Origin of the sequence: Streptomyces sp. NPDC058289, from assembly GCF_042880975.1 — a bacterium.
GTDB classification, from domain to species: domain Bacteria; phylum Actinomycetota; class Actinomycetes; order Streptomycetales; family Streptomycetaceae; genus Streptomyces; species Streptomyces stoeckheimensis.
The window spans coordinates 127239-146356 of the sequence record NZ_JBHVYI010000010.1; the positions used below are offsets into that span (position 1 = coordinate 127239).

Consider the following 19118-nt stretch of genomic DNA (forward strand, 5'->3'; position numbering starts at 1 on the left):
CCGAGCAGGAAGCTGAGGAACCATGAAGCCCGCACGGCCCGAGACCGGACGCTGGATCGAGGACTGGAACCCCGAGAACGAGGAGTTCTGGCAGCGGTCCGGCCGCAAGACCGCCCGGCGCAACCTGATCCTCTCGGTCCTCTCCGAACACATCGGCTTCTCCGTGTGGAGCATGTGGTCGGTCCTGGTGCTCTTCATGTCGCCCGAGATCGGCCTGGGCTTCACTCCGTCCGAGAAGTTCCTGCTCGTCATCGTCCCCACCCTGGTGGGCGCGCTGCTGCGACTCCCCTACAGCTACGCGGTCACCCGCTTCGGCGGCCGCAACTGGACCGTGTTCGCCACCTCCGTCCTGCTCGTCCCGACACTCGCCGCGCTCTGGTTCGTACAGCGCCCCGGCACCCCGCTGTGGGTGTTCCTGCTGATCGGTGCGGCCGGCGGGGTGGGCGGCGGAAACTTCGCCTCCTCCATGACGAACATCGCCGTCCTGTTCCCGCGTCACCTCCAGGGCTGGGCCCTCGGCGTCAACGCGGGCGGCGGAAACCTCGGGGTCGCGGCGATCCAGTTGATCGGCCTGCTCGTCATCGCCACGGCCGGCAGCACCCACCCCGCGTACGTCATCTCCGTGTACCTCCCCCTGATCGTGCTGACCTCGCTCCTCACCGCGCTGATGATGGACAACTTCGCCGCGGTGCGCGGCGCACCCGGCGCCCAGCTCGAAGCGGTCCGCGACCCGCACACCTGGTGGATCTCCCTCCTCTACGTCGGCACCTTCGGCTCCTTCATCGGCTACGGCTTCGCCTTCGGGCTGGTGCTCCAGAGCCAGTTCGGTGCCACCCCGCTGGAGTCGGCCTCGTTCACCTTCCTCGGACCGCTGCTCGGCTCGCTGGCCCGGCCGGTGGGCGGGCTGCTGTCCGACCGGTGGGGCGGCGCCCTGATCACCCTCTGCTCCTTCCTCGCGATGTCCGTGGGCACCGGGGTCCTGCTGCTGGCCTCCGCGCAGGGGTCCTTCACGCTCTTCATCTGCGGGTTCACCGCGCTGTTCGTACTGACCGGCATCGGCAACGGCTCGACGTACAAGATGATCCCGGCGGTGTTCGCCAGGAGGGCCGAGGAGGCCGTCACCTCCGGCCACGACGCGACAGCGGCCTTCGCCCAGGCCCGCAGGCTCTCCGGCGCGCTGATCGGCATCGCCGGCGCGGTCGGCGCCCTCGGCGGAGTCGGGGTCAACCTGGTCTTCCGCAGCGCGTACGGCGGCTCCGGGAAGTCCGGCGAGCCCGCGTTCCTCGCCTTCCTCGGCTTCTACCTGGTGTGCGTGCTGGTGACCTGGGCGGTCTACCTCCGCAAGCGTCCCGCCGCCGAGCCGGTCCCCCGGCGCGTCCTCGCCGGAGCAAGCCGTGGCTGAGGTCATGACCCACTGCCCGTACTGCGCGCTCCAGTGCGGCACGGTGCTGGGCAGCGAATCCGGTCGTACGGTCGTCAGGCCCGACGAGGCGTTCCCGGTGAACCAGGGCGGGTTGTGCCAGAAGGGCTGGACCGCTCCCGCCCTGCTGGGCACCCCCGACCGGCTGACCCGGCCGCTGGTGCGCGGGGCGGACGGCCGGCTCGCCCCCAGCACCTGGGAGGCCGCCCTCGACCTGATCGCCGCACGGCTGCGGGACATCCGCGAGGAGCACGGCCCCGACGCGGTGGGCGTGTTCGGCGGAGGCGGGCTCACCAACGAAAAGGCCTACCAGCTGGGCAAGTTCGCCCGGGTCGCGCTCGGCACCAGCCAGATCGACTACAACGGCCGGTTCTGCATGTCCTCGGCCGCCGCCGCGGGCACGACCGCCTTCGGGCTCGACCGCGGCCTGCCGTTCCCCGTCACCGATCTCGGCGGAGCCGAGGTGATCCTGCTCGCCGGCGCCAACCCCGCCGAGACGATGCCGCCGCTGATGCGCCACCTGAACAAGGCCCGGCTGATCGTCATCGACCCCCGGCGCACCCCCACCGCCGAGGCCGCCGCCCTGCACCTGCAGCCGGCGCCCGGCACGGACCTCGCCCTGGCCCTGGGGCTGCTGCACCTCGCGGTCGTCGAGGGCCACGCGGACCAGCTCTTCCTGGACAAGCGCACCACCGGCTTCGACGCCGCCTGGCGGCGGGCCGCCGCCTGGTGGCCCGAGCGCGTGGAGCGGGTCACCGGAGTCCCGGTCGCCGAACAGCGCGAGGCGGTCCGCATGCTGGCCGGCGCGGAGCGGGCGTACGTACTGACCGGACGCGGCGCGGAGCAGCACAGCAAGGGCACCGACACGGTCTCGGCCTTCATCAACCTCGCCCTCACCCTCGGCCTGCCCGGCCGCGAGGGCAGCGGTTACGGCTGCCTGACCGGCCAGGGCAACGGCCAGGGCGGGCGCGAGCACGGCCAGAAGGCCGATCAGCTGCCCGGCTACCGCATGCTGACGGACCCCGCCGCCCGCGCCCACGTCGCCGCAGTGTGGGGGGTGGAGCCCGAGGCCCTGCCCGGTCCCGGCCGCAGCGCCTACGAACTCCTCGACGCGCTCGGTACGGACGGCGGTCCGCGCGCCCTGCTCGTCTTCGGCTCGAACCCGGCGGTGTCCGCGCCGCACGCGGCCCGGATCGGCGAACGGCTCGCCTCGCTCGACCTGCTGGTCGTGGCCGACTTCGTGCCCTCCGAGACCGCTCTCCTCGCCGACGTCGTCCTCCCCGTGACCCAGTGGGCCGAGGAGGAGGGCACGATGACCAACCTGGAAGGGCGGGTACTGCGCCGCCGCCGGCTGCTGACCCCGCCCGGCGAGGCCCGCAGCGACCTGGAGGTGCTGCACGGCCTCGCGGTCCGGCTCGGCCGGCCCGCCGCGCAGTTCCCCACCGAGCCGCGGGAGGTCTTCGACGAGTTGCGCCGCGCGTCGCGCGGCGGGCGCGCCGACTACTCCGGCATCAGCTACGAACGCCTCGACGCCGGTGAGGCCCTGTACTGGCCCTGCCCCCAGGTCCCGGCGGGCCCCGGGGAGCACGGCGCGGGCGGGGAAGGCCCGGCCGGGGAAGACCGCACACCGCACCCCGGCACCCCCCGCCTGTTCCTCGACGCCTTCGCGCACCCGGACGGGCTGGCCCGTTTCGCCGAGGTCGAGCACCGCGACAGCGCAGAGACCCCCGACGCGGACTTCCCGCTGTACGCCACGACGGGGCGGGTGCTCGCCCAGTACCAGTCGGGCGCGCAGACGCGCCGGATCCCCGAACTGGCCGCGGCCGCACCCGAGATGTTCGTCGAGGTGCACCCCGACACCGCCGGGCGCCACGGGCTGGCCGAGGGCGCCGCAGCCAGGGTGAGCTCGGCGCGCGGCAGCACCGTGGCACGGGTCCGGCTGGTCGGGACCCTGCGTACGGACACGGTCTTCCTGCCCTTCCACTTCGCCGGGGCGGGCCGGGCCAACCTGATCACCAACCCCGCACTCGACCCGCGCAGCAAGATGCCCGAGTTCAAAGTGTGCGCGGTGCGCATCGAGCCGGTCGCCGGGGCCCGGCCGTGAGCGCGGGCGAGGTGCTGGTGGTGGGCAACGGGCCCGCCGCGAACCGGTTCGTGGAGCGGCTGTACCACCACGGCCACCGGGGCGGCGTCACCGTCCTCGGCGCCGAGCAGGGGGCCGCGTACAACCGGGTGCTGCTGACCTCCGTCCTGGACGGCACCTTGCCTCCCGACGCCCTCACGCTGCCCGCGCCGCCTCCCGGCACCCGGCTGCACACCGGTGTCACCGTGACCCGGATCGACCGCGAACGCCGCCTCGTGCACACGCGGGACGGGGCCTCGCACCGCTACGACACCCTGGTCCTGGCGACCGGAGCCCGGCCCGTCCTCCCCGAGATCCCGGGGTTCGCGGCGGGCGGCGCCTCCCCCGAGGACGGCGTCCTGGCGATCCGTACCCTCGCCGACGCCGAACGGGTGGCCCGGACGCCCCCGCAGAGCGCGGTCGTCCTGGGCGCCGGACCGCTCGGTGTGGAGGCGGCCGCAGCCCTGCGCCGCGCGGGCCACGACGTGGCCCTCGTACACCGCGGGCCGCATCCTCTCGACCGGCGGCTGGACTCCGTCGCGGGCACGCTCCTCACCCGGCGGCTCGAAGGCATGGGTGTGGAAGTCCACCCCGGCCGCCAGGCGGCCGAGCACCACTACGGGAAGCTGGTCCTCGACGACGGCATGGTGCTGGCGGCCGACATCGTGCTGCTGTGCACCGGAGCCGCACCGGAGACCGGGCTCGCACGCCGGGCCGGGCTCACGGTCCGCTCGGGCGTCGTCGTCGACGACGTGCTGCGCACCGATGACCCGCACATCCACGCCATCGGCGACTGCGCGGAGCACCCGCGCGACACCGCGGGGCACCTCGAACCCGCCTGGGAGCAGGCGGAGACGCTCGCCAAGCACCTCACCGGGGCCCCCGTCCGGCACCGCGGCACCCGCCAGGTCACCCGGCTGCGGGTGCCCGGCATCGACCTCGTCCAGCTCGGCCGGGGCGGACCGGTCGCCGACGGCGACGACGTCGGAGCCGACGCCGGCGAGCTGGTCACCTTCACCGACCCGGCGCGCGGCCGGTACGCCCGGCTGACGCTGCACGGCGAGCGGATCACGGATGCGGTCCTGCTGGGGCTGCCGCGGGCCATCGCCGCGGTGACCCGGCTCTACGAGCTGGATCTGCCGGTGCCCTCGGGGCGCCTGGAACTCCTGCTCGGTGTCGCACCCGCCACGGCGGACGACGACGAACTGCCCGACGACGCGGTGGTCTGCCGCTGCAACAACGTCACCAAGCACATGCTCGCCGAGGCCTGCCGGGCCGGAGCCCACGACCTGCCGACGATCGCCGCGGCGACCCGCGCCACCACCGGCTGCGGCGGCTGCACGGATGCGGTACGCGCACTGTGCGGCACATTCCGTCCTTCGGAAGGGACCGACACCCCATGAACCGCACGCTCATCGTCGCCGGATACGGCATGGCCGGGCACCGCCTCGTCGAGGAGCTGCGGTCCCTCGACACGGCCGGTGTCTGGCGGATCGTGGTCCTGGCCGAGGAGCCGCACCCCGCCTACGACCGGGTCGCCCTCTCCTCGTACCTGGACGGCCGCAGCGCGGCGGACCTCGCCCTGGCCGCACCGGGCTTCTTCGACGACCCGCTGCTGGAGCTCCGCCTGAGCACCGGGGTGGACCGCGTGGACCGCGCCGCGCGGACCGTGACCACCACCACCGGTGAGGTGATCGGCTACGACGCCCTGGTGCTGGCCACCGGATCCCGGCCGTTCATCCCGCCGGTACCGGGCCACGACCTGCCCGGCTGCTACGGGTACCGCTCGCTCGGCGACCTCGACGCGATCCGCGCAGCGGCGGTACCGGGCCGCCCCGGGGTGGTGATCGGCGGCGGCCTGCTCGGCCTGGAGGCGGCGAACGCGCTGCGGCTGCTCGGCATGGAACCGCACGTGGTGGAGCTCGCGCCGCGGCTGATGCCCCTCCAGGTGGACCCGGACGGCGGCGAGGTCCTCGCGCAGCACGTCCGGGACCGGGGGCTGCGGATCCACTGCGGTGTCGCGACGGCGGCGATCGAGGCGGGCCCCGACGGCCGGGCGAGCGGCGTGGCCCTGGCGGACGGCTCCACCCTCGAAGCGGCCGTCGTGGTGTTCTCGGCGGGTGTGCGTCCGCGCGACGAGCTCGCCGGCCCGGCGGGTCTGGCCACCGGCGAACGCGGCGGGATCCTGGTCGACGAGTACTGCCGTACGCAGGACGATCACATCTGGGCGATCGGCGAATGCGCGGCGGTGGCCGGGCGCTGCTACGGACTGGCCGCACCCGGCTACCGGATGGCCGCGTCCGTGGCCCGCCAACTGCTGGGCCTGGAAGGGGAGCCGTTCGGGGAGGCGGACATGTCCACGCGGCTGAAGCTGCTCGGGGTGGAGGTGGCGAGCTTCGGCGACGCCCACGCGAGCACCGCGGGTGCGCTCGAGCTCAGCCGGCGGGACGGGGCGGCCGGGACGTACGCGAAGCTCGTCCTGGACGGGGACGGCCGGACCCTGCTCGGCGGAGTCCTGGTCGGCGACGCCGGCGCCTACGGCGAGCTGCAGCCCTTCCTCGGCCGGGGGGTACCGGCCGCGGGGCACCGGCTGCTGGCCGGCACGCGCTGAGCGCGTCCGGGTGAGCGCGTCCGGGGGAACGGGTCCGGGAACGCAGAACGCCCCTCCCGGCCGTGGAGGGCCGAGAGGGGTCGTCGGGGACGAGATCAGTCGCGGATGACGGTCTTGGTCCGCATCAGGAACTCGCCGAGGTAGCCGTCGTGGGGAACGCCCGGCCGGATCCAGTACGTCGGGTGGTCGCCGAGGTAGAGGTTGCTGATCGTGGGCTCCGCGAGCAGCTCGTCGATCAGCGCCTCGTCGTCGGTGAACGCGGTCAGCACCAGGGAGTTGCGCAGCGGCCCGACACCGTCGGCGGGCGACCACGGAGCCACCCACACGCAGGGGAAGGGCAGTTCGATGGCGGCCTGCTCCGCGTCCGGCCGGTCCAGCTGGTGCACGGCCGGGCGAAGGACCGCGCTTCCGTCGCCGAGCTCCTCCACGATGCCGTCACCGCCGAGGTGCGCCGTGGTGCCGGCCGCCTTGGCCAGCAGGAACTTCTCGATCGCCCGCGCCCCGTCCACCGGCTGGACCGCCAGCACGGCCTTGTCGTCCTCCGGAGGCAGGCTGGGGATCAGGGCGAGACGCTCGGCGATGGCCTGCGCGAGCGGCGCCGGGTCCCCGTCGATGAGCACGGTGGTGGCGTTGATGCAGGCCACCCCGCCCTGGTGGCTGATGGAGTCCACGATGGTGTCGAGGTGATCGCGCCAGTCGACGCCGGCCGGAACCAGCATCTTCGAGCGGCCCGGACCCTGCGGCAGCACCCGGGTGCCCGCGTACTTGCGGACGACGTCGTCGCCGCCGTACACGAGGCCGTAGTCGGCGCTGCGCAGGATCTCGTCCGCCGCCTCGTAGTCCGTGGGCAGCAGCACGACCTGGTCGTCGCCGAAGCCCGCGGCCCGCAGGGCCGAGATCAGCCGGTGCGGGGTGAACGGCTCGCGGCGCGAGGGCCGCACGGCGACGCGGTAGCCCAGGGCGAGGGCCTCCACCCACAGCGAGTGCGGGCCGGGGTGGTTGCCCGCCGCGTGCACCGCGAACACGTCGCCGCGCCGCGTCCACACGGCGCTGCCGTTACGGGTCTCCTCGGCACGCCAGTCATCCACGGCGCCGACCGGCCGCGCCTGGAAGGCGGCGTACCGGGACTGCTCGGTGGCTTCGACGATGGCGGCCGTCGCGGCCCGGACGACCCCGATGGGCACGCCGGAGACGCGGCTGACCGTGTGCTCGTACTCGGAGAAGGACAGGCCGTCGATGGTCTCCTCGGCGAAGATCCGCCCGGCCCGCTCCAGGGCCTCCATCCGCTCGGCGGCGGGCAGCGAGGACGCCTTGCGCAGCGCGGTCATCGCCCGCGTCACGAACAGCTTGGGAACCAGGCTGAGTTCGGCGACCGGCGCACCCGTCACATCCGTGACGGTCGACCGCTTGCGTGCGCGGAAGGGGCCGGCGGGCCCGAGTGCGTCCAGCGTGATCAGGCCGGAACTCATTTTAATAGACCCCTTCGATGACGGTCTCGTTGTCGAACTCCTGGACCGGCGCGATGTCCGCCACGGAGTCGCCGAGCTGCCAGACGCCCTCGGGGCCGGGCACGCGCGTCGCGTAGTCGCGCTCCAGGTTGTTGGGCATGAACAGGCTCTTGCTGACGTGGTGCATGACCACCTGGCCGCGCTCGCCGTACCCGACGGTCTCGCGCGTCTTCGGGTCGACCACCTCGAAGACCATGTGCGGCGAGAACGGGTCGTAGATGCACGGGTCGTCGTCCGAGAGGCCGGGGCGCTCGGAGGCGTTGCCGAGGATCATCGTGGAGCCGTAGCCGCTGTAGAGGTGCGCCTTGGGAAAGACCTCGGTGCGGTACAGGTAGCGGGTGTCGGCGTCCATCTGGGTGCCGACCCAGTTGATCGCCTTGACCTTCTCGTCGATGAGCTTGGCGAGGTCGTCGCGGCGGGCGAGGCGCTCCAGGATCGGCGGCGTGCACATCAGGACGCCGATGTCCTGGGTCTGGAGCAGGAACGCCACCTGGTCGACGATGTGCTCGGCGTAGGCTCCCGCGTCCGCGCCCTTGCCCTCGGAGATGAGCTTCTTGACCCAGCGCGGGTCGAGGTCGACGGTGAAGGCCAGGCCTCCCCGGAAGGCGGTCTGCCGCTTGATGACGTCGCCCACCATGTGGGGGCCGGTCGGGGCGACCACCAGCCAGTTCACGTTCTGCGGAACGCCGTGCCGGTCCAGCTGGGCGCTGCTCCAGGTGAGCAGGCGGTCCAGCCACTCCTGGAGCAGGACGATGCGCTTGGGGGCGCCGGTGGTGCCGCCGCTCTCGTAGACGCCGACGACCTCGGGGTGCGGGCCGTAGCCGCGCGGTATGAGGTCCTCGGCCCGTACGTCGCGCAGCTCGTTGGCGAGGTTGGGGAAGCGGGACAGGTCCGCAAAACTCTGGATGTCGGTCAGCGGATCGAAACCAAGAGATCCTGCGCGGTCGAGCCAGAACGGCGAGCCCGTTTCCGGGGAGAAATGCCACTGCAGGGCGGCGCGCAGGAATGCGTCGGGGTCCGGCTGGGTGTCGAGTGGAAATTCCAGCATGGGATCAACGGTTGACACGATGCTCCGTCCGGTGGGCTGATTGACGCCGTACTTTCCGCATGGTGGGCCGTGCCCCGGGGGCGGGTCCACGCCGTGGCGGCGAGTCCGTCAACTGCCCGTCTCCCCAAGCCGAGCGCTCTGGTGAAAGCCGACGTGACGCACCTGCGCCACTTGACAGATTTCACTGCCGGTCGTTGCCGGATTCTCGTGCGATCACCAGCATCCGATGGTCCGGGGTCATCCGGCGCGGCAGGTTTCCGGTCGTGACCGAACGCCCGTCGATGCCGAGGGAACACGCGCGGCATTGCCGGCACGAATCACGCCCCAAACCCACCGATCTCGCCAGGAGATGAATTAGGCATGGTCAATATCGCCGTCGTCTATTACTCGTCCACCGGAAACGTCCACAAGCTCGCCGAAGCCGCCGCCGCGGCCGCCGGGAAGGCCGGAGCGGAGGTACGGCTCCTGCGCATTCCGCGGTTGAACGCCGAGACCGTCGTTCCCGGCACCGAGGACGCCGTGGCCGCACACGGGCAGGCATCCGGCGAGATCCCCGAGGTCCGGCTCGACGACCTGCTCTGGGCCGACGGCATCCTCATCGGCACCCCCGTCCGGTTCGGGCTGCCGGCCGCCCCGGTCGGCGCCTTCATCGACTCCACCGCGCCCGTGTCGATTCCGGGCAAGCTCGCCAACAAGGTGGTGTCCGCCTTCACCTCGGGCTCCGCACCGCACGGCGGCCATGAGACCACCCTGCTCGCGGTCCACAACGCCGTGTGCCACTGGGGCTCGCTGATCGTCGCCAACGGCTCCACCGACGAGGTCCTCTTCCGCCCGGAGAACGGCAACCCGTACGGCAGCTCCAGCGTCACCCGCAACCGCCCCGGAAACGTCCACGAGGACAATCTCGCGGCCATCGAATTCCAGGCGCGCCGGGTCACCGAAGTCGCGGGAATCATCGTCCGCGGCCTTGCCGCCGCCCGATAGGAAGACCCCGGCCGCACATCTGACGCATTTCCAACCACCTGACAGAAACCGGGAAAGGACATGGCGCTGTGGGTGACCGCCGCGAAACCATGGGCGCCCGAGCACACCGAGGGGACCACAATTGATCACCACCGGCCGCCGTTTCGAACAGGGCCCGTCGGCGCCCGCCGTCGGAATTCTGGGAACCGGCTCCTGCCTGCCGTCCTACGTCGTCACCAATGACGAGGTCGGTGCCCCCGCGGGAGTCGACGGCGCGTGGATCTTCAACAAGACCGGGATACGGAACCGCCGCTGGGCCAAGCCGGACGAGGCCACTTCCGACCTGGCCATCGCCGCGGGCCGTGCCGCTCTCGAACAGGCCGGCATCCGCGGCGCCGAGCTCTCCCTGATCATTGCGGCCACCTCCACCCCCGACTCGCCGCAGCCGGCGACCGCCGCCTTGGTGGCCGACGGGCTCGGCGCCGGCAGCGGCACCACCGCCTTCGACCTCAATGCGGTGTGCAGCGGCTTCAACTTCGCGCTGACCACCGCGGAGCGGATCATCCGGGGAACGGGCGGCTACGCGCTGGTCGTCGGCGCGGACGTCTACTCCCGCATCCTCGACCCCGAGGACCGCCGCACCACCGTCCTCTTCGGTGACGGCGCCGGCGCCGTCGTACTCGGCCCGTCCAAGGGACGCACCCTCCTCAGCGCCCGTCTGGCCGGCTTCAGCTCCGAGCACGAGCTGATCCGGGTACCGGCCGGCGGCAGCCGCCTCCCGGCCACCGAGGACACCCTCCGCGACGGCCTGCACTACTTCACGATGAACGGCCGCGCGGTCCGCGACTTCGTCGCCGAGAAGGTGGCCCCGGCCATCTCCGAGTTCCTGGCCGACAACGGCGTGGCCCCCGGGGACATCGCGCACTTCGTCCCGCACCAGGCCAACGGCCGGATGATCGAGGACCTCGCCGACCGGCTCGGGATCCCGGCCGAGCACACCCGTTCGACCTACGAGGAGTACGGCAACACCGGATCGGCCTCCGTGCCGGTCACCCTAGACGCTGCCGTGCGCTCGGGACGGATGAAGGACGGGGACCTCGTCCTGCTCGCCGCGTTCGGCGGCGGGATGGCCATGGGCCTCGTCCTGCTCCAGTGGTGATCACACCCGGGTAACTCCCGCCCCTCCCACCCTGCCCAAGGAGACAGACATGCTGGATGACGCCCAGGTCGATGCCTATCTGGCCCGCATCGGCGCGACCCGACCCGAGCGCGCGGATCTCGCCGCGCTGCGCCGGCTTCAGGAGCGGCACTGCCTGACCGTGCCGTTCGAGAACCTCGACTACCACTTCGCGGGCACCCCCGTCCACATGGACGAGCAGGTCCTCGAGAAGCTGGTCGACCGCCGTCGCGGTGGTGGCTGCTACGAGGTCAACCCCGCCTTCGGGTACCTGCTGAGTGCCCTCGGCTACGAGGTGGAGATCCTGCCCGGCCAGGTCTACCGCCCCGACGGCCCGGGCCCGTTCATGGGCCATCTGGCGCTCCGCGTCCTGCTGGACGGCGAGGCCTGGCTGGTCGACGTCGGCTTCGGCCGCAACAGCCGTACGCCGCTGCGGTTCGCCGCCGCCGAGCCGCAGCAGGACGCACACGGCAGCTACCGGGTCGTGGCCGCCGAGGGCGCGGGCGCCTGGGGCTTCGACGTCCTGCTGAACGACCGTCCGCTCTACCGGATCGACGACCGCCCCGTGCGGGTGGCCGACTTCGTGCCGACCCTGTGGTGGTGGCGCACCGCGCCCGAGTCGCCGTTCCTGGCCGACGTGTTCTGCTCGCTGCCGACCGAGGACGGCGGGCGCATCACCCTCAAGGGCAACCGCCTCACCCAGATCACGGCATCGGAGCGCATCGTCGAGGAGCTGGAGGACGACGAAGCCGTGCTCGCGGCCTACCGCAAGTACTTCGGCTTCGACCTGGACGCGCTCCCGGCCGCTCCCGAGCCCGGTCGCGCCGGCATCCAGACGGGCTGACGGTGCAGTGATCGACGTACTCGACGCTCTGCTGCCCCCGACCGACCCGGCCGAGCTTCCCGCGGTCTTCGAAGCGGCCTTCAACTCCGGTGAACTCACCGCAGTGGACCGACTCTTCGCCCCCGGTGCCGTCTTCGTCACCAGTCCGGGCGAGGCCGTCACGGAGGATGCCCGGCGCGCGGCCAACGCCCAGTTCCTGGGACTCGGCGTCCCGATCGCCCTCACCCTGCGGCACACCTACGTCTGCGACGACATCGCCCTGCTCATAGGGGACTTCGTGCTCTCGGGCACCGGTCCGGACGGAAAGCCGGTGCACCAGGAGGGCTCCGCCACCGACGTGGCCCGCCGCGGCGCCGACGGCCGCTGGCGCTACGTGATCGACAACCCGTCCGGCACCGACCGCGGATAGCCCCGTCCGCCCGGGCCTCTCCGCAGGCCCCGGTGCGGACCCAGACGGGCCATCCGGGACCGACCCTCACGTCCGACGCGTCCCCGATCCCGTCCGTCCCTGACCCCGTGCCTCCGGCGCGGGGTCAGGGCGTTTCCCGACCCCACGACCCCTGAATCTCCCACCCCCACAGAAGGCAGCACTCCGTGGCCATCCGGCTCAACCACACCATCCTCACCGCCCATGACCGCGATGCCACCGTCGCGTTCCTGACCGACATCCTGGGACTCGAACCGAGCCGCCACTACGGGCCGTTCCGGGTCCTCCAGCTCTCGAACGACATCAGCCTCGACGTCCTCGGCAGCGAACACGCCATCAAGGGTGCCGGCCTCGGCGCCGACGGCACGGTCACCCCGCAGCACTACGCCTTCCTCGTGGACGACCACGAGTTCGACAGCATCTTCGCCCGGGTCCAGGACCGCGAGCTGCCCTATTGGGGCGACCCCTTCCACCGTCACGCCGGCGTCACCAACGGCTGGTACGGAGGCCGCGGCGTCTACTTCGACGATCCGAACGGCCACAGCATCGAAGTCATGACCGCCCCCTACGAAATGGACTGACCGTGCCCACTCAGGAAGCACAGAAGGAACTGCCCGCACCGGCCGCACCGGCCGCACTGGCCGCACCGGTCTTCACCCCCGGGGACCCGGGCTACGACGAGGAGCGGCTCGGCTACAACCTGGCCCTCGACCACCGGCCCGCCCTCATCGTCCGTGCCCGGGACACCGCCGACGTCCAGGAAGCGGTCCGGTACGCGGCCGAGGCAGGCCTGGGCGTCGCCGTACAGGCCACCGGCCACGGCATCTCCCGTTCGGCCGAAGGCCAGCTGATGATCAGCACCCGGCGGATGACGGGAGTGCAGGTCGACCCCGCGCGCCGCACCGCGACCGTCGCGGCCGGGACCGTGTGGCAGGACGTCCTCACCGCGACCGCGCCGTACGGCTTGGCGCCCCTGAACGGCTCCAACCCCGGTGTCGGCGCGGTCGGTTACACCGTCGGCGGCGGAATGGGACTGCTCGGCCGGCGCTACGGATACGCCGCCGACCACGTCCGCAGCCTGGACGTCGTCACCGCGGACGGCCGGCTCCGCACGGCGACCCCCGACCTGGAGCCGGACCTCTTCTGGGCCCTTCGGGGCGGCAAGGGCAACTTCGGCGTGGTCGTCTCCATGGAGCTCGACCTGTTCCCGGTCGCCGAACTCTACGGCGGCGGGCTCTACTTCGGCGCGGACATGGCGGCCACGGCCCTGCGCGCCTACGCCGAGTGGACGGCAACGGTCCCCGAGGAGATGTCCTCCTCCGTCCAGCTGATCCGCTACCCCGACCTGCCGGTCCTGCCCGAGGCGATGCGCGGCCGGTACGTCACCCACATCCGGATCGCCTGGTCCGGCGACCACGCCGAGGGCGAGCGCCTGGTGCAGCCGCTGCGCGACCTCGGGCCGGCCCTCCAGGACACCGTCACCAAGATGCCCTACCTCGAAGTCGGCTCCATTCACCACGAACCGCCGTTCCCGGTGGCGGCGTACGACCGGAACACGGCGCTGCGCGAGCTGCCCCCGGTCGCCGTCGAGGCCCTGCTCGAACTGGCGGGTCCGCAGGCGGACGCCCCCTACTTCGTCGAGATCCGCCACCACGGAGGCGCCTATGCCCGTCCGCCCCGCACCGACAGCGCGGTCGCGGGCCGGGACGCCGGGTTCATGCTGTTCTCGACCTCGATCATGGAGCCCGGCCGGCTGCCCGCGATCCGTGCGGCCCACGACCTGCTGCACCGCACGATGGAGCCGTGGGGCACCGGCGGGGCGTTCGTGAACTTCTTCGGCATCGACGACACCGGCGCCGACCGGGTCCGCAGCGCCTACACGGAGTCCGGCCACGCCCGGCTGGCGGCGCTCAAGGCGGCGTACGACCCGGAGAACCTGTTCCGGGTGAACTACAACATCGAGCCGACCGCGGGCTGAGCCGCGCCGAGGCTTCCCCGCACGAAGACGCAGAACGCGGAGGGGGACGGACCATCCGGTCCGTCCCCCTCCGCGTGTCCCCCGGCTCAGCTCAGCCGGTGAAGTCCCGCGCGTGATCGGCAGCCCACTCGGCGAACGTCCGCGCCGGCCGCCCGGTGATCTTCTCCACGTTGTCCGACAGGTGCGTCGGTACGCCGTCGGAGGCGGACCAGTAGCCGAACACCGCATCGGCGACCCAGGCCGGCACGGTCGCGCTGAGGTCCGCACGCGCCTGCTCCTCGGTGCGCTCCTCGAACTCCAGCTCCTTGCCGACGACCTCGGCGATGATCTCCAGCTGGCGGCGCTGCGTCACCGACTCGGGACCGCTGAGGAAGTAGCTCTGCCCCTCGTGCCCCGGCTCGGTCAGGGCCTTCACGGCGACCGCCGCGATGTCCTTCTCGTGGATCACGTCACTGTGCGACTCGGGGTAGGGGAAGCGCACCTTCTGCTCCGCCCGGATGCTCTCGGGCCAGCCCCACATCAGGATGTTGGAGGCGAAGTTGTGCGGGCGAAGGAAGGTGTACGCGATGCCGGACTCGACGATCGCCGCCTCCACCGAACGGTGCATCTCGGTGATCGGCTCCTGACCGGGGAAGGCCTCGGTGACCGTCTGGGACGACAGCAGCACGATGTGCTTGACCCCGGCCTGCTGGGCGGCCGCCAGGAACTCGCCGACCCCCTGCGGAACGGCGTACAGGAAGACCTTCTCCACGCCTGCGAGCGCGGCGGGCAGCGTCTCGGGCCGGCCGAGGTCGGCCTCGACCACCTCGACGGTCTCCGGGGCGCCCAGGCGCGCGGGGGTGCGGGCGCCGGCCCGGACCGGAACGCCCGCCCCGATCAGCTGGGAGAGGACCTCACGGCCCACCTGACCGGTGGCGCCGATCACGAGAATCTGCGTGCTGGACATGGTGCTCCTTGATGTCGGCGGGTGCTCAGGCACCGGCGGAAACGCGGTCTGACGTCTTGCGGGCACGCTTCGACTTGGCGAAGCGGCGGGTCAACGGCCGTTCCACCCAGGCGTAGAGGGCCCAGGAGAGGACGACGGTGATGCCCGCGGCGGCGGCGAGCAGCAGGGTCGTGGTGAGCGCCGAGTAGGTCTCGGTCCCGAGCAGCTTGCGCCCGTAGGCGAGCACCACGAAGTGCAGCAGGTAGAAGGCGAAGGAGATCTCGCCGAGCCAGAGCATGGTGCGGTTGCGGAAGATGGTGAACCGGTTCTCCACGTCCGCAGTGGCGGCGGCGGCGATCAGCAGGATCACCGGGATGATGCAGGTGGCACGCTGTCCGTACAGGTAGGGGACGTACGCGGTCAGGACGTAGCCGGCCACGAGCAGCAGCCCCGACCAGATCATGCCGATGTTCTTCCAGCGGCCGCGCTGCACGGCGTGCGCGACGAGCATGCCGAGCGCGAAGTCGACCATGCGGACCGGCGGCAGCACGTAGGTGACCCAGTACTGCACCACGGAGCTGGCCTCGCCGCCGGGGATCCCGGGGGCGTCCGGCAGCAGCGCGTAGGCGAGCATCGGGGTGGCGATGACCAGCGCGACGGTGCCGGCGATCCAGTACTTGAGGTGGCTGTCCCGGATCTTCCTGAAGACGTTGTTCAGCATGGGGAACGCGGCGTAGAAGACCGCCTCCGCACCCAGCGACCAGCTGGGCGGGGTGACGCTGAAGTAGGTGTTGAACTCCGGCGACCACACCTGGACCATCAGCAGGTTGGCGATCGACGTGCCGACCGGCGTGTAGGCGGAGGCGAAGAGCACCATGCCCAGCACCCAGGCGACCACGTAGTTCGGGTAGATCTTCACGAACCGGCGGCGCCAGAACGCCCGCGCGGTGTCCTTCTGACGGGCGGACCAGCTCAGCACGAAGCCGCTGAGCACGAAGAAGAAGGTGACCCCGAGGCCGCCCATCTGCCCGGCGGACTTGTAGAAGTCCATGACGTCCGCGTCTTCGCCGAGAAGCCGCAGGGCGGGGATCGGCAGGGCCGCGTGGTAGAGGAACACCAGCAGCGCGGCGGGGAATCGGAGTCCGGTCAGTGAGGGAAGCCGGCTCTGGCCGCGCTCCGGGTTCGTACCCCGGTCGGGACGCGTGCCCCGGTCGGTCGGCGCGGTGGGAGCCTCGACGGTGCCGGCCGCCGGTCCTTCCGCGATCATCTGGCCGTAAGCCATGAAATAACCATCCTTGGAAATGGAGTAGTCGCGGTTTCCTTTATTGATCAGTCGCTGATTAGACTGCTTCCGACGGATTCCCGGCACGGCCGGTGACGTAATCTGTCAGCTGCGGCCACCGTGCAGCTTCCCGTGAGCACTGACCGGCGCAGACCTGACAGATTGCCCGGACGAAACTCCCGCACTCCCCTTTACGCCCCTTACGTTTCCGAAGGCGTTGCCCATCTCTTGGCGGTGGCGGCGCGCATCGTGAAACTGGCAATGACGCAATCAAGGGGAGAAACATGCCCATCGTGTCCGCAGGTGACGCCCGCGTGGACTACCAGGTCCGCGGGTCCGGCACCGGTCTGCTCTTCGTCCACGGCACCGGCTTCGGGGCCCAGGGAACCTGGGGCCACCTCGCCGACGAGTTCGCCTGGAGCCGCACCGTGCTCCTGCCGGACCTTTCCGGCTGCGGTGCCACCGAGGACGACGGCACCGAGCTGACCGTGGAGCAGCTCGCCGCCCAGGTGATCGGTGTGATCGAGGAGGCCGGCAACGGCCCGGTCGACCTGGTCGGCTTCTCCCTCGGAGCGGTCGTCTCCGCGACCGTCGCCGCCACCCGCCCGGACCTGGTCCGCCGCCTGGTCCTCACGGCCGGCTGGGCCGCCCCCGACGACGAGTACCTGCGCAACCTGATGACCGTGTGGCGTGCGCTGGAGGACAAGCCGGACGCGTTCGGCCGCTTCGGCACCCTGACCGCGTTCAGCCGCTCCTTCCTCAACAACGTCGGCCGGGAGCAGCTCGAGGGCATCATCGCCGGCAACCAGCCGAGCGAGGGCGCACTGCGTCACATCGACCTCAACCTGCGCGTGGACATCCGGCACCTGCTGCCGAAGATCGAGGCCGAGACGCTGGTCATCGGCTGCTCCCTGGACAACACGGTCCCCGTGGAGAACTCCCGCGAACTGCACGCCGCCATCAAGAACAGCTCGTACGCCGAGCTGGAGAGCGGCCACGTGGTGGTCTACGAGAAGCCTGCCGAATTCGTCAAGCTGGTTCAGGACTTCATCCACAAGTCCTGAAGTGCCCACACCCCTGAACCCCTGATTTCCACTCGACTAAATGGCGGGGCCGGTCACGACCGACCCCGCCATTTTCGTGGGCCCAACAGCCCATTCAGCCGATGGAACCGAAAGGATCCCCCCATGTCACCGGGCACATCTTCGGGAACGTCCCGTCGCCCCACCCTCGTCCTGGCGCTCCTCGCGCTGGCCCAGCTCATCACGTCGCTCGACTACAACATCGTCTATGTCGCACTGCCCGAAATAGGCGAAAGCCTCGAATTCTCCACCCAGACGCTGCAGTGGGTCGTCAGCGCCTACGCCGTGATCTACGGCGGTTTCCTGCTGCTCGGCGGCCGCGCCTCCGACCTGCTCGGCCGCCGCCGCATGTTCGTCTTCGGCCTCTCCCTCTACGGCATCGGCTCGCTCCTCGGCGGCCTCGCCGGCACCTCGGAACTCCTGGTCGCGGCACGTGCGGTGCAGGGCCTGGGCGGCGCGTTCCTCTTCCCCGCCACCCTCTCCCTGGTCATCACCTCGTTCAGCGAGGGCCGCGAGCGCAACCGGGCCCTCGCGGTCTGGGCGGGCGCCGGGGCCAGCGGCATGGTCCTCGGCTCACTGCTCGGCGGCGTACTGACCCAGGCCTTCGGCTGGGAGTCGGTCTTCTACGTCAACGTCCCGCTGGCCGTCATCGCCATCGCCTCGGCCTATGTGCTGATCGCCCCGGACGGCAAGCGCGCCGCCGGCCGCTCCTTCGACGTGCCGGGCGCGCTGACCGGCACCGCCGGTGCCACCCTCGTGGTCTTCGCCCTGGTCCAGGGACCGGAGTCCGGCTGGGCCTCGACCCCCGTGCTCGGTGCGGGCGCGGCCGCCCTGGTGCTGCTCACCGTCTTCGTGATGGTCGAGTCGCGCAGCCCCGAACCGCTGCTGCCGCTGCGGCTGTTCCGCAACCGCAACCTGTCCGCGGGTGTGGCCACCACGTTCATGTTCATGGCGACCTTCGGCTCGCTGCTGTACTTCCAGACCATCTACTTCCAGGGCGTGCACGGCTACAGCGCGCTCCAGACCGGCCTGGCCTTCCTGGTTCCGATGGTCGCGGGGCTGGTCGGCTCCACCCTCGGCGGCCGGCTCGCCACCCGCTTCGGCACCCGCAACACCATCCTGGGCGCCCTGGCCGTGGGTGCCGTGGGCACACTGATGCTCGCACTCGCGATGGACCCGTCGGCGTCGTACGTCGCCCTGGTCCCCGGCCTGATCGTGCTCAGCCTCGGCCAAGGTGCGCTCTACACGAGCATGTTCGCCGCGTCCTCGTCCGGCGTGGACCCGATGGAGCAGGGCATCGCCTCCGGCATCGTCTCCACCGGCCAGCAGGTCGGCGGCGCCGTGGGCCTGGCGCTCCTGGTCGCCGTCGCCAACTCGACCACCGGCGAGGAGGTCACCCAGGCGGCGACGACGGACGGCCTGCGCACCGCCGTGCTGATCGCGGCCGCCGCCATGGCCGTCTCGATCCTCATCGCGCTCAACTTCCGCCGCGCCGAGGAGGATGCAGCGGGTACGCCGACCGCGGAGTCCCCGAAGCCCGTGGAGTCGGTCTCCGTCTGACCATCCGGGCGCTGCGCCCCTGCGCGTACGACCGTGGCCGGTCCTCCCTCGGGAGGCACCGGCCATCGTCGTGCGCGCAGCGGCGCATGGAGCGCTGCCACACGGCTCGCACCACCGGCGGGATCGTGCTCGCCCGCACGGTCCGATGGGCCGGTAGCGACAGCCACAACG

The 19118-nt window shown here is 71.6% G+C and carries 16 protein-coding genes; 12 read left to right on the top strand and 4 right to left on the bottom strand.

Features of this window, described 5'->3' with window-relative positions:
- Positions 1-22: 22 nt before the first annotated feature.
- Genes ACFVX6_RS07615 through ACFVX6_RS07630 form a run of 4 tightly spaced genes read left to right on the top strand, consistent with a single transcriptional unit; the run spans position 23 to position 6153 of the window.
- Entirely contained in the window at positions 23-1402 is a 1380-nt protein-coding gene (locus tag ACFVX6_RS07615; RefSeq protein ID WP_389688973.1) for an MFS transporter, read from the top strand.
- A 4-nt stretch (positions 1403-1406) separates the two neighbouring features.
- Positions 1407-3524: a molybdopterin oxidoreductase family protein gene (locus tag ACFVX6_RS07620; RefSeq protein ID WP_389689015.1), complete on the top strand. Its 2118-nt coding sequence runs from the start codon at positions 1407-1409 to the stop codon at positions 3522-3524.
- Positions 3521-4945 (top strand): FAD-dependent oxidoreductase, encoded by a 1425-nt coding sequence (locus ACFVX6_RS07625; protein WP_389688975.1) that lies wholly within the window; start codon positions 3521-3523, stop codon positions 4943-4945. The genes ACFVX6_RS07620 and ACFVX6_RS07625 overlap by 4 nt, the downstream gene beginning before the upstream one ends.
- Positions 4942-6153 (top strand): NAD(P)/FAD-dependent oxidoreductase, encoded by a 1212-nt coding sequence (locus ACFVX6_RS07630; RefSeq protein ID WP_389688977.1) that lies wholly within the window; start codon positions 4942-4944, stop codon positions 6151-6153. The genes ACFVX6_RS07625 and ACFVX6_RS07630 overlap by 4 nt, the downstream gene beginning before the upstream one ends.
- Positions 6154-6248: 95 nt before the next feature.
- Here ACFVX6_RS07630 and ACFVX6_RS07635 read toward each other — a convergent pair whose 3' ends face one another.
- Together ACFVX6_RS07635 and ACFVX6_RS07640 are read right to left on the bottom strand one after the other, a co-directional pair.
- The gene (locus ACFVX6_RS07635; RefSeq protein WP_389688979.1) at positions 6249-7622 is read right to left on the bottom strand and encodes an aldehyde dehydrogenase family protein; all 1374 of its coding nucleotides are present in this window, start codon (positions 7620-7622) and stop codon (positions 6249-6251) included.
- 1 nt (position 7623) lies between these two features.
- Positions 7624-8709 carry a phenazine antibiotic biosynthesis protein gene (locus ACFVX6_RS07640; RefSeq protein ID WP_389688981.1) on the bottom strand — a complete coding sequence of 362 codons (1086 nt, stop codon included), beginning with the start codon at positions 8707-8709 and terminating at the stop codon, positions 7624-7626.
- Positions 8710-9069: 360 nt separating this feature from the next.
- Between ACFVX6_RS07640 and ACFVX6_RS07645 the strand changes: the two genes are divergently transcribed.
- From ACFVX6_RS07645 to ACFVX6_RS07670, 6 genes are all read left to right on the top strand, one after another.
- Positions 9070-9693: a flavodoxin family protein gene (locus ACFVX6_RS07645; protein WP_389688983.1), complete on the top strand. Its 624-nt coding sequence runs from the start codon at positions 9070-9072 to the stop codon at positions 9691-9693.
- 121 nt (positions 9694-9814) lie between these two features.
- A complete protein-coding gene (locus ACFVX6_RS07650; protein WP_389688985.1) occupies positions 9815-10831 on the top strand; it encodes a 3-oxoacyl-ACP synthase III family protein in 1017 nt (338 codons plus the stop codon).
- 49 nt (positions 10832-10880) lie between these two features.
- Complete coding sequence (locus ACFVX6_RS07655; protein ID WP_389688987.1) at positions 10881-11693, top strand: arylamine N-acetyltransferase; 813 nt, start codon at positions 10881-10883, stop codon at positions 11691-11693.
- Positions 11694-11700: 7 nt separating this feature from the next.
- Entirely contained in the window at positions 11701-12102 is a 402-nt protein-coding gene (locus ACFVX6_RS07660; protein ID WP_389688989.1) for a YybH family protein, read from the top strand.
- A 185-nt stretch (positions 12103-12287) separates the two neighbouring features.
- Complete coding sequence (locus ACFVX6_RS07665; RefSeq protein ID WP_389688991.1) at positions 12288-12701, top strand: VOC family protein; 414 nt, start codon at positions 12288-12290, stop codon at positions 12699-12701.
- A gap of 2 nt (positions 12702-12703) precedes the next feature.
- Positions 12704-14098, top strand: a complete 1395-nt coding sequence (locus ACFVX6_RS07670; protein ID WP_389688993.1) for an FAD-binding oxidoreductase — start codon at positions 12704-12706, stop codon at positions 14096-14098.
- A gap of 91 nt (positions 14099-14189) precedes the next feature.
- On the opposite strand, the gene ACFVX6_RS07675 is transcribed toward ACFVX6_RS07670, so the two are convergent.
- Together ACFVX6_RS07675 and ACFVX6_RS07680 are read right to left on the bottom strand one after the other, a co-directional pair.
- Positions 14190-15044, bottom strand: coding sequence for an NAD(P)H-binding protein (locus ACFVX6_RS07675; RefSeq protein ID WP_389688995.1), 855 nt, complete (start codon positions 15042-15044; stop codon positions 14190-14192).
- A 25-nt stretch (positions 15045-15069) separates the two neighbouring features.
- Entirely contained in the window at positions 15070-16305 is a 1236-nt protein-coding gene (locus tag ACFVX6_RS07680) for an acyltransferase family protein (RefSeq protein WP_389688997.1), read from the bottom strand.
- Between the two features lie 284 nt (positions 16306-16589).
- On the opposite strand from ACFVX6_RS07680, the gene ACFVX6_RS07685 reads away from it, so the two are divergent.
- Positions 16590-17369 (top strand): alpha/beta fold hydrolase, encoded by a 780-nt coding sequence (locus ACFVX6_RS07685; protein ID WP_389688999.1) that lies wholly within the window; start codon positions 16590-16592, stop codon positions 17367-17369.
- Positions 17370-17492: 123 nt separating this feature from the next.
- Positions 17493-18947, top strand: coding sequence for an MFS transporter (locus tag ACFVX6_RS07690; RefSeq protein WP_389689001.1), 1455 nt, complete (start codon positions 17493-17495; stop codon positions 18945-18947).
- The last annotated feature ends 171 nt before the right edge of the window (positions 18948-19118 follow it).

Coding starts and splice junctions, on each gene's coding strand:
- ACFVX6_RS07620 (WP_389689015.1), top strand. CDS start 1,407: ATGACCCACTGCCCGTACTGCGCGCTCCAGTGCGGCACGGTGCTGGGC.
- ACFVX6_RS07630 (WP_389688977.1), top strand. CDS start 4,942: ATGAACCGCACGCTCATCGTCGCCGGATACGGCATGGCCGGGCACCGC.
- ACFVX6_RS07680 (WP_389688997.1), bottom strand. CDS start 16,305: ATGGCTTACGGCCAGATGATCGCGGAAGGACCGGCGGCCGGCACCGTC.
- ACFVX6_RS07675 (WP_389688995.1), bottom strand. CDS start 15,044: ATGTCCAGCACGCAGATTCTCGTGATCGGCGCCACCGGTCAGGTGGGC.
- ACFVX6_RS07640 (WP_389688981.1), bottom strand. CDS start 8,709: ATGCTGGAATTTCCACTCGACACCCAGCCGGACCCCGACGCATTCCTG.
- ACFVX6_RS07655 (WP_389688987.1), top strand. CDS start 10,881: ATGCTGGATGACGCCCAGGTCGATGCCTATCTGGCCCGCATCGGCGCG.
- ACFVX6_RS07645 (WP_389688983.1), top strand. CDS start 9,070: ATGGTCAATATCGCCGTCGTCTATTACTCGTCCACCGGAAACGTCCAC.
- ACFVX6_RS07685 (WP_389688999.1), top strand. CDS start 16,590: ATGCCCATCGTGTCCGCAGGTGACGCCCGCGTGGACTACCAGGTCCGC.
- ACFVX6_RS07615 (WP_389688973.1), top strand. CDS start 23: ATGAAGCCCGCACGGCCCGAGACCGGACGCTGGATCGAGGACTGGAAC.
- ACFVX6_RS07690 (WP_389689001.1), top strand. CDS start 17,493: ATGTCACCGGGCACATCTTCGGGAACGTCCCGTCGCCCCACCCTCGTC.
- ACFVX6_RS07635 (WP_389688979.1), bottom strand. CDS start 7,622: ATGAGTTCCGGCCTGATCACGCTGGACGCACTCGGGCCCGCCGGCCCC.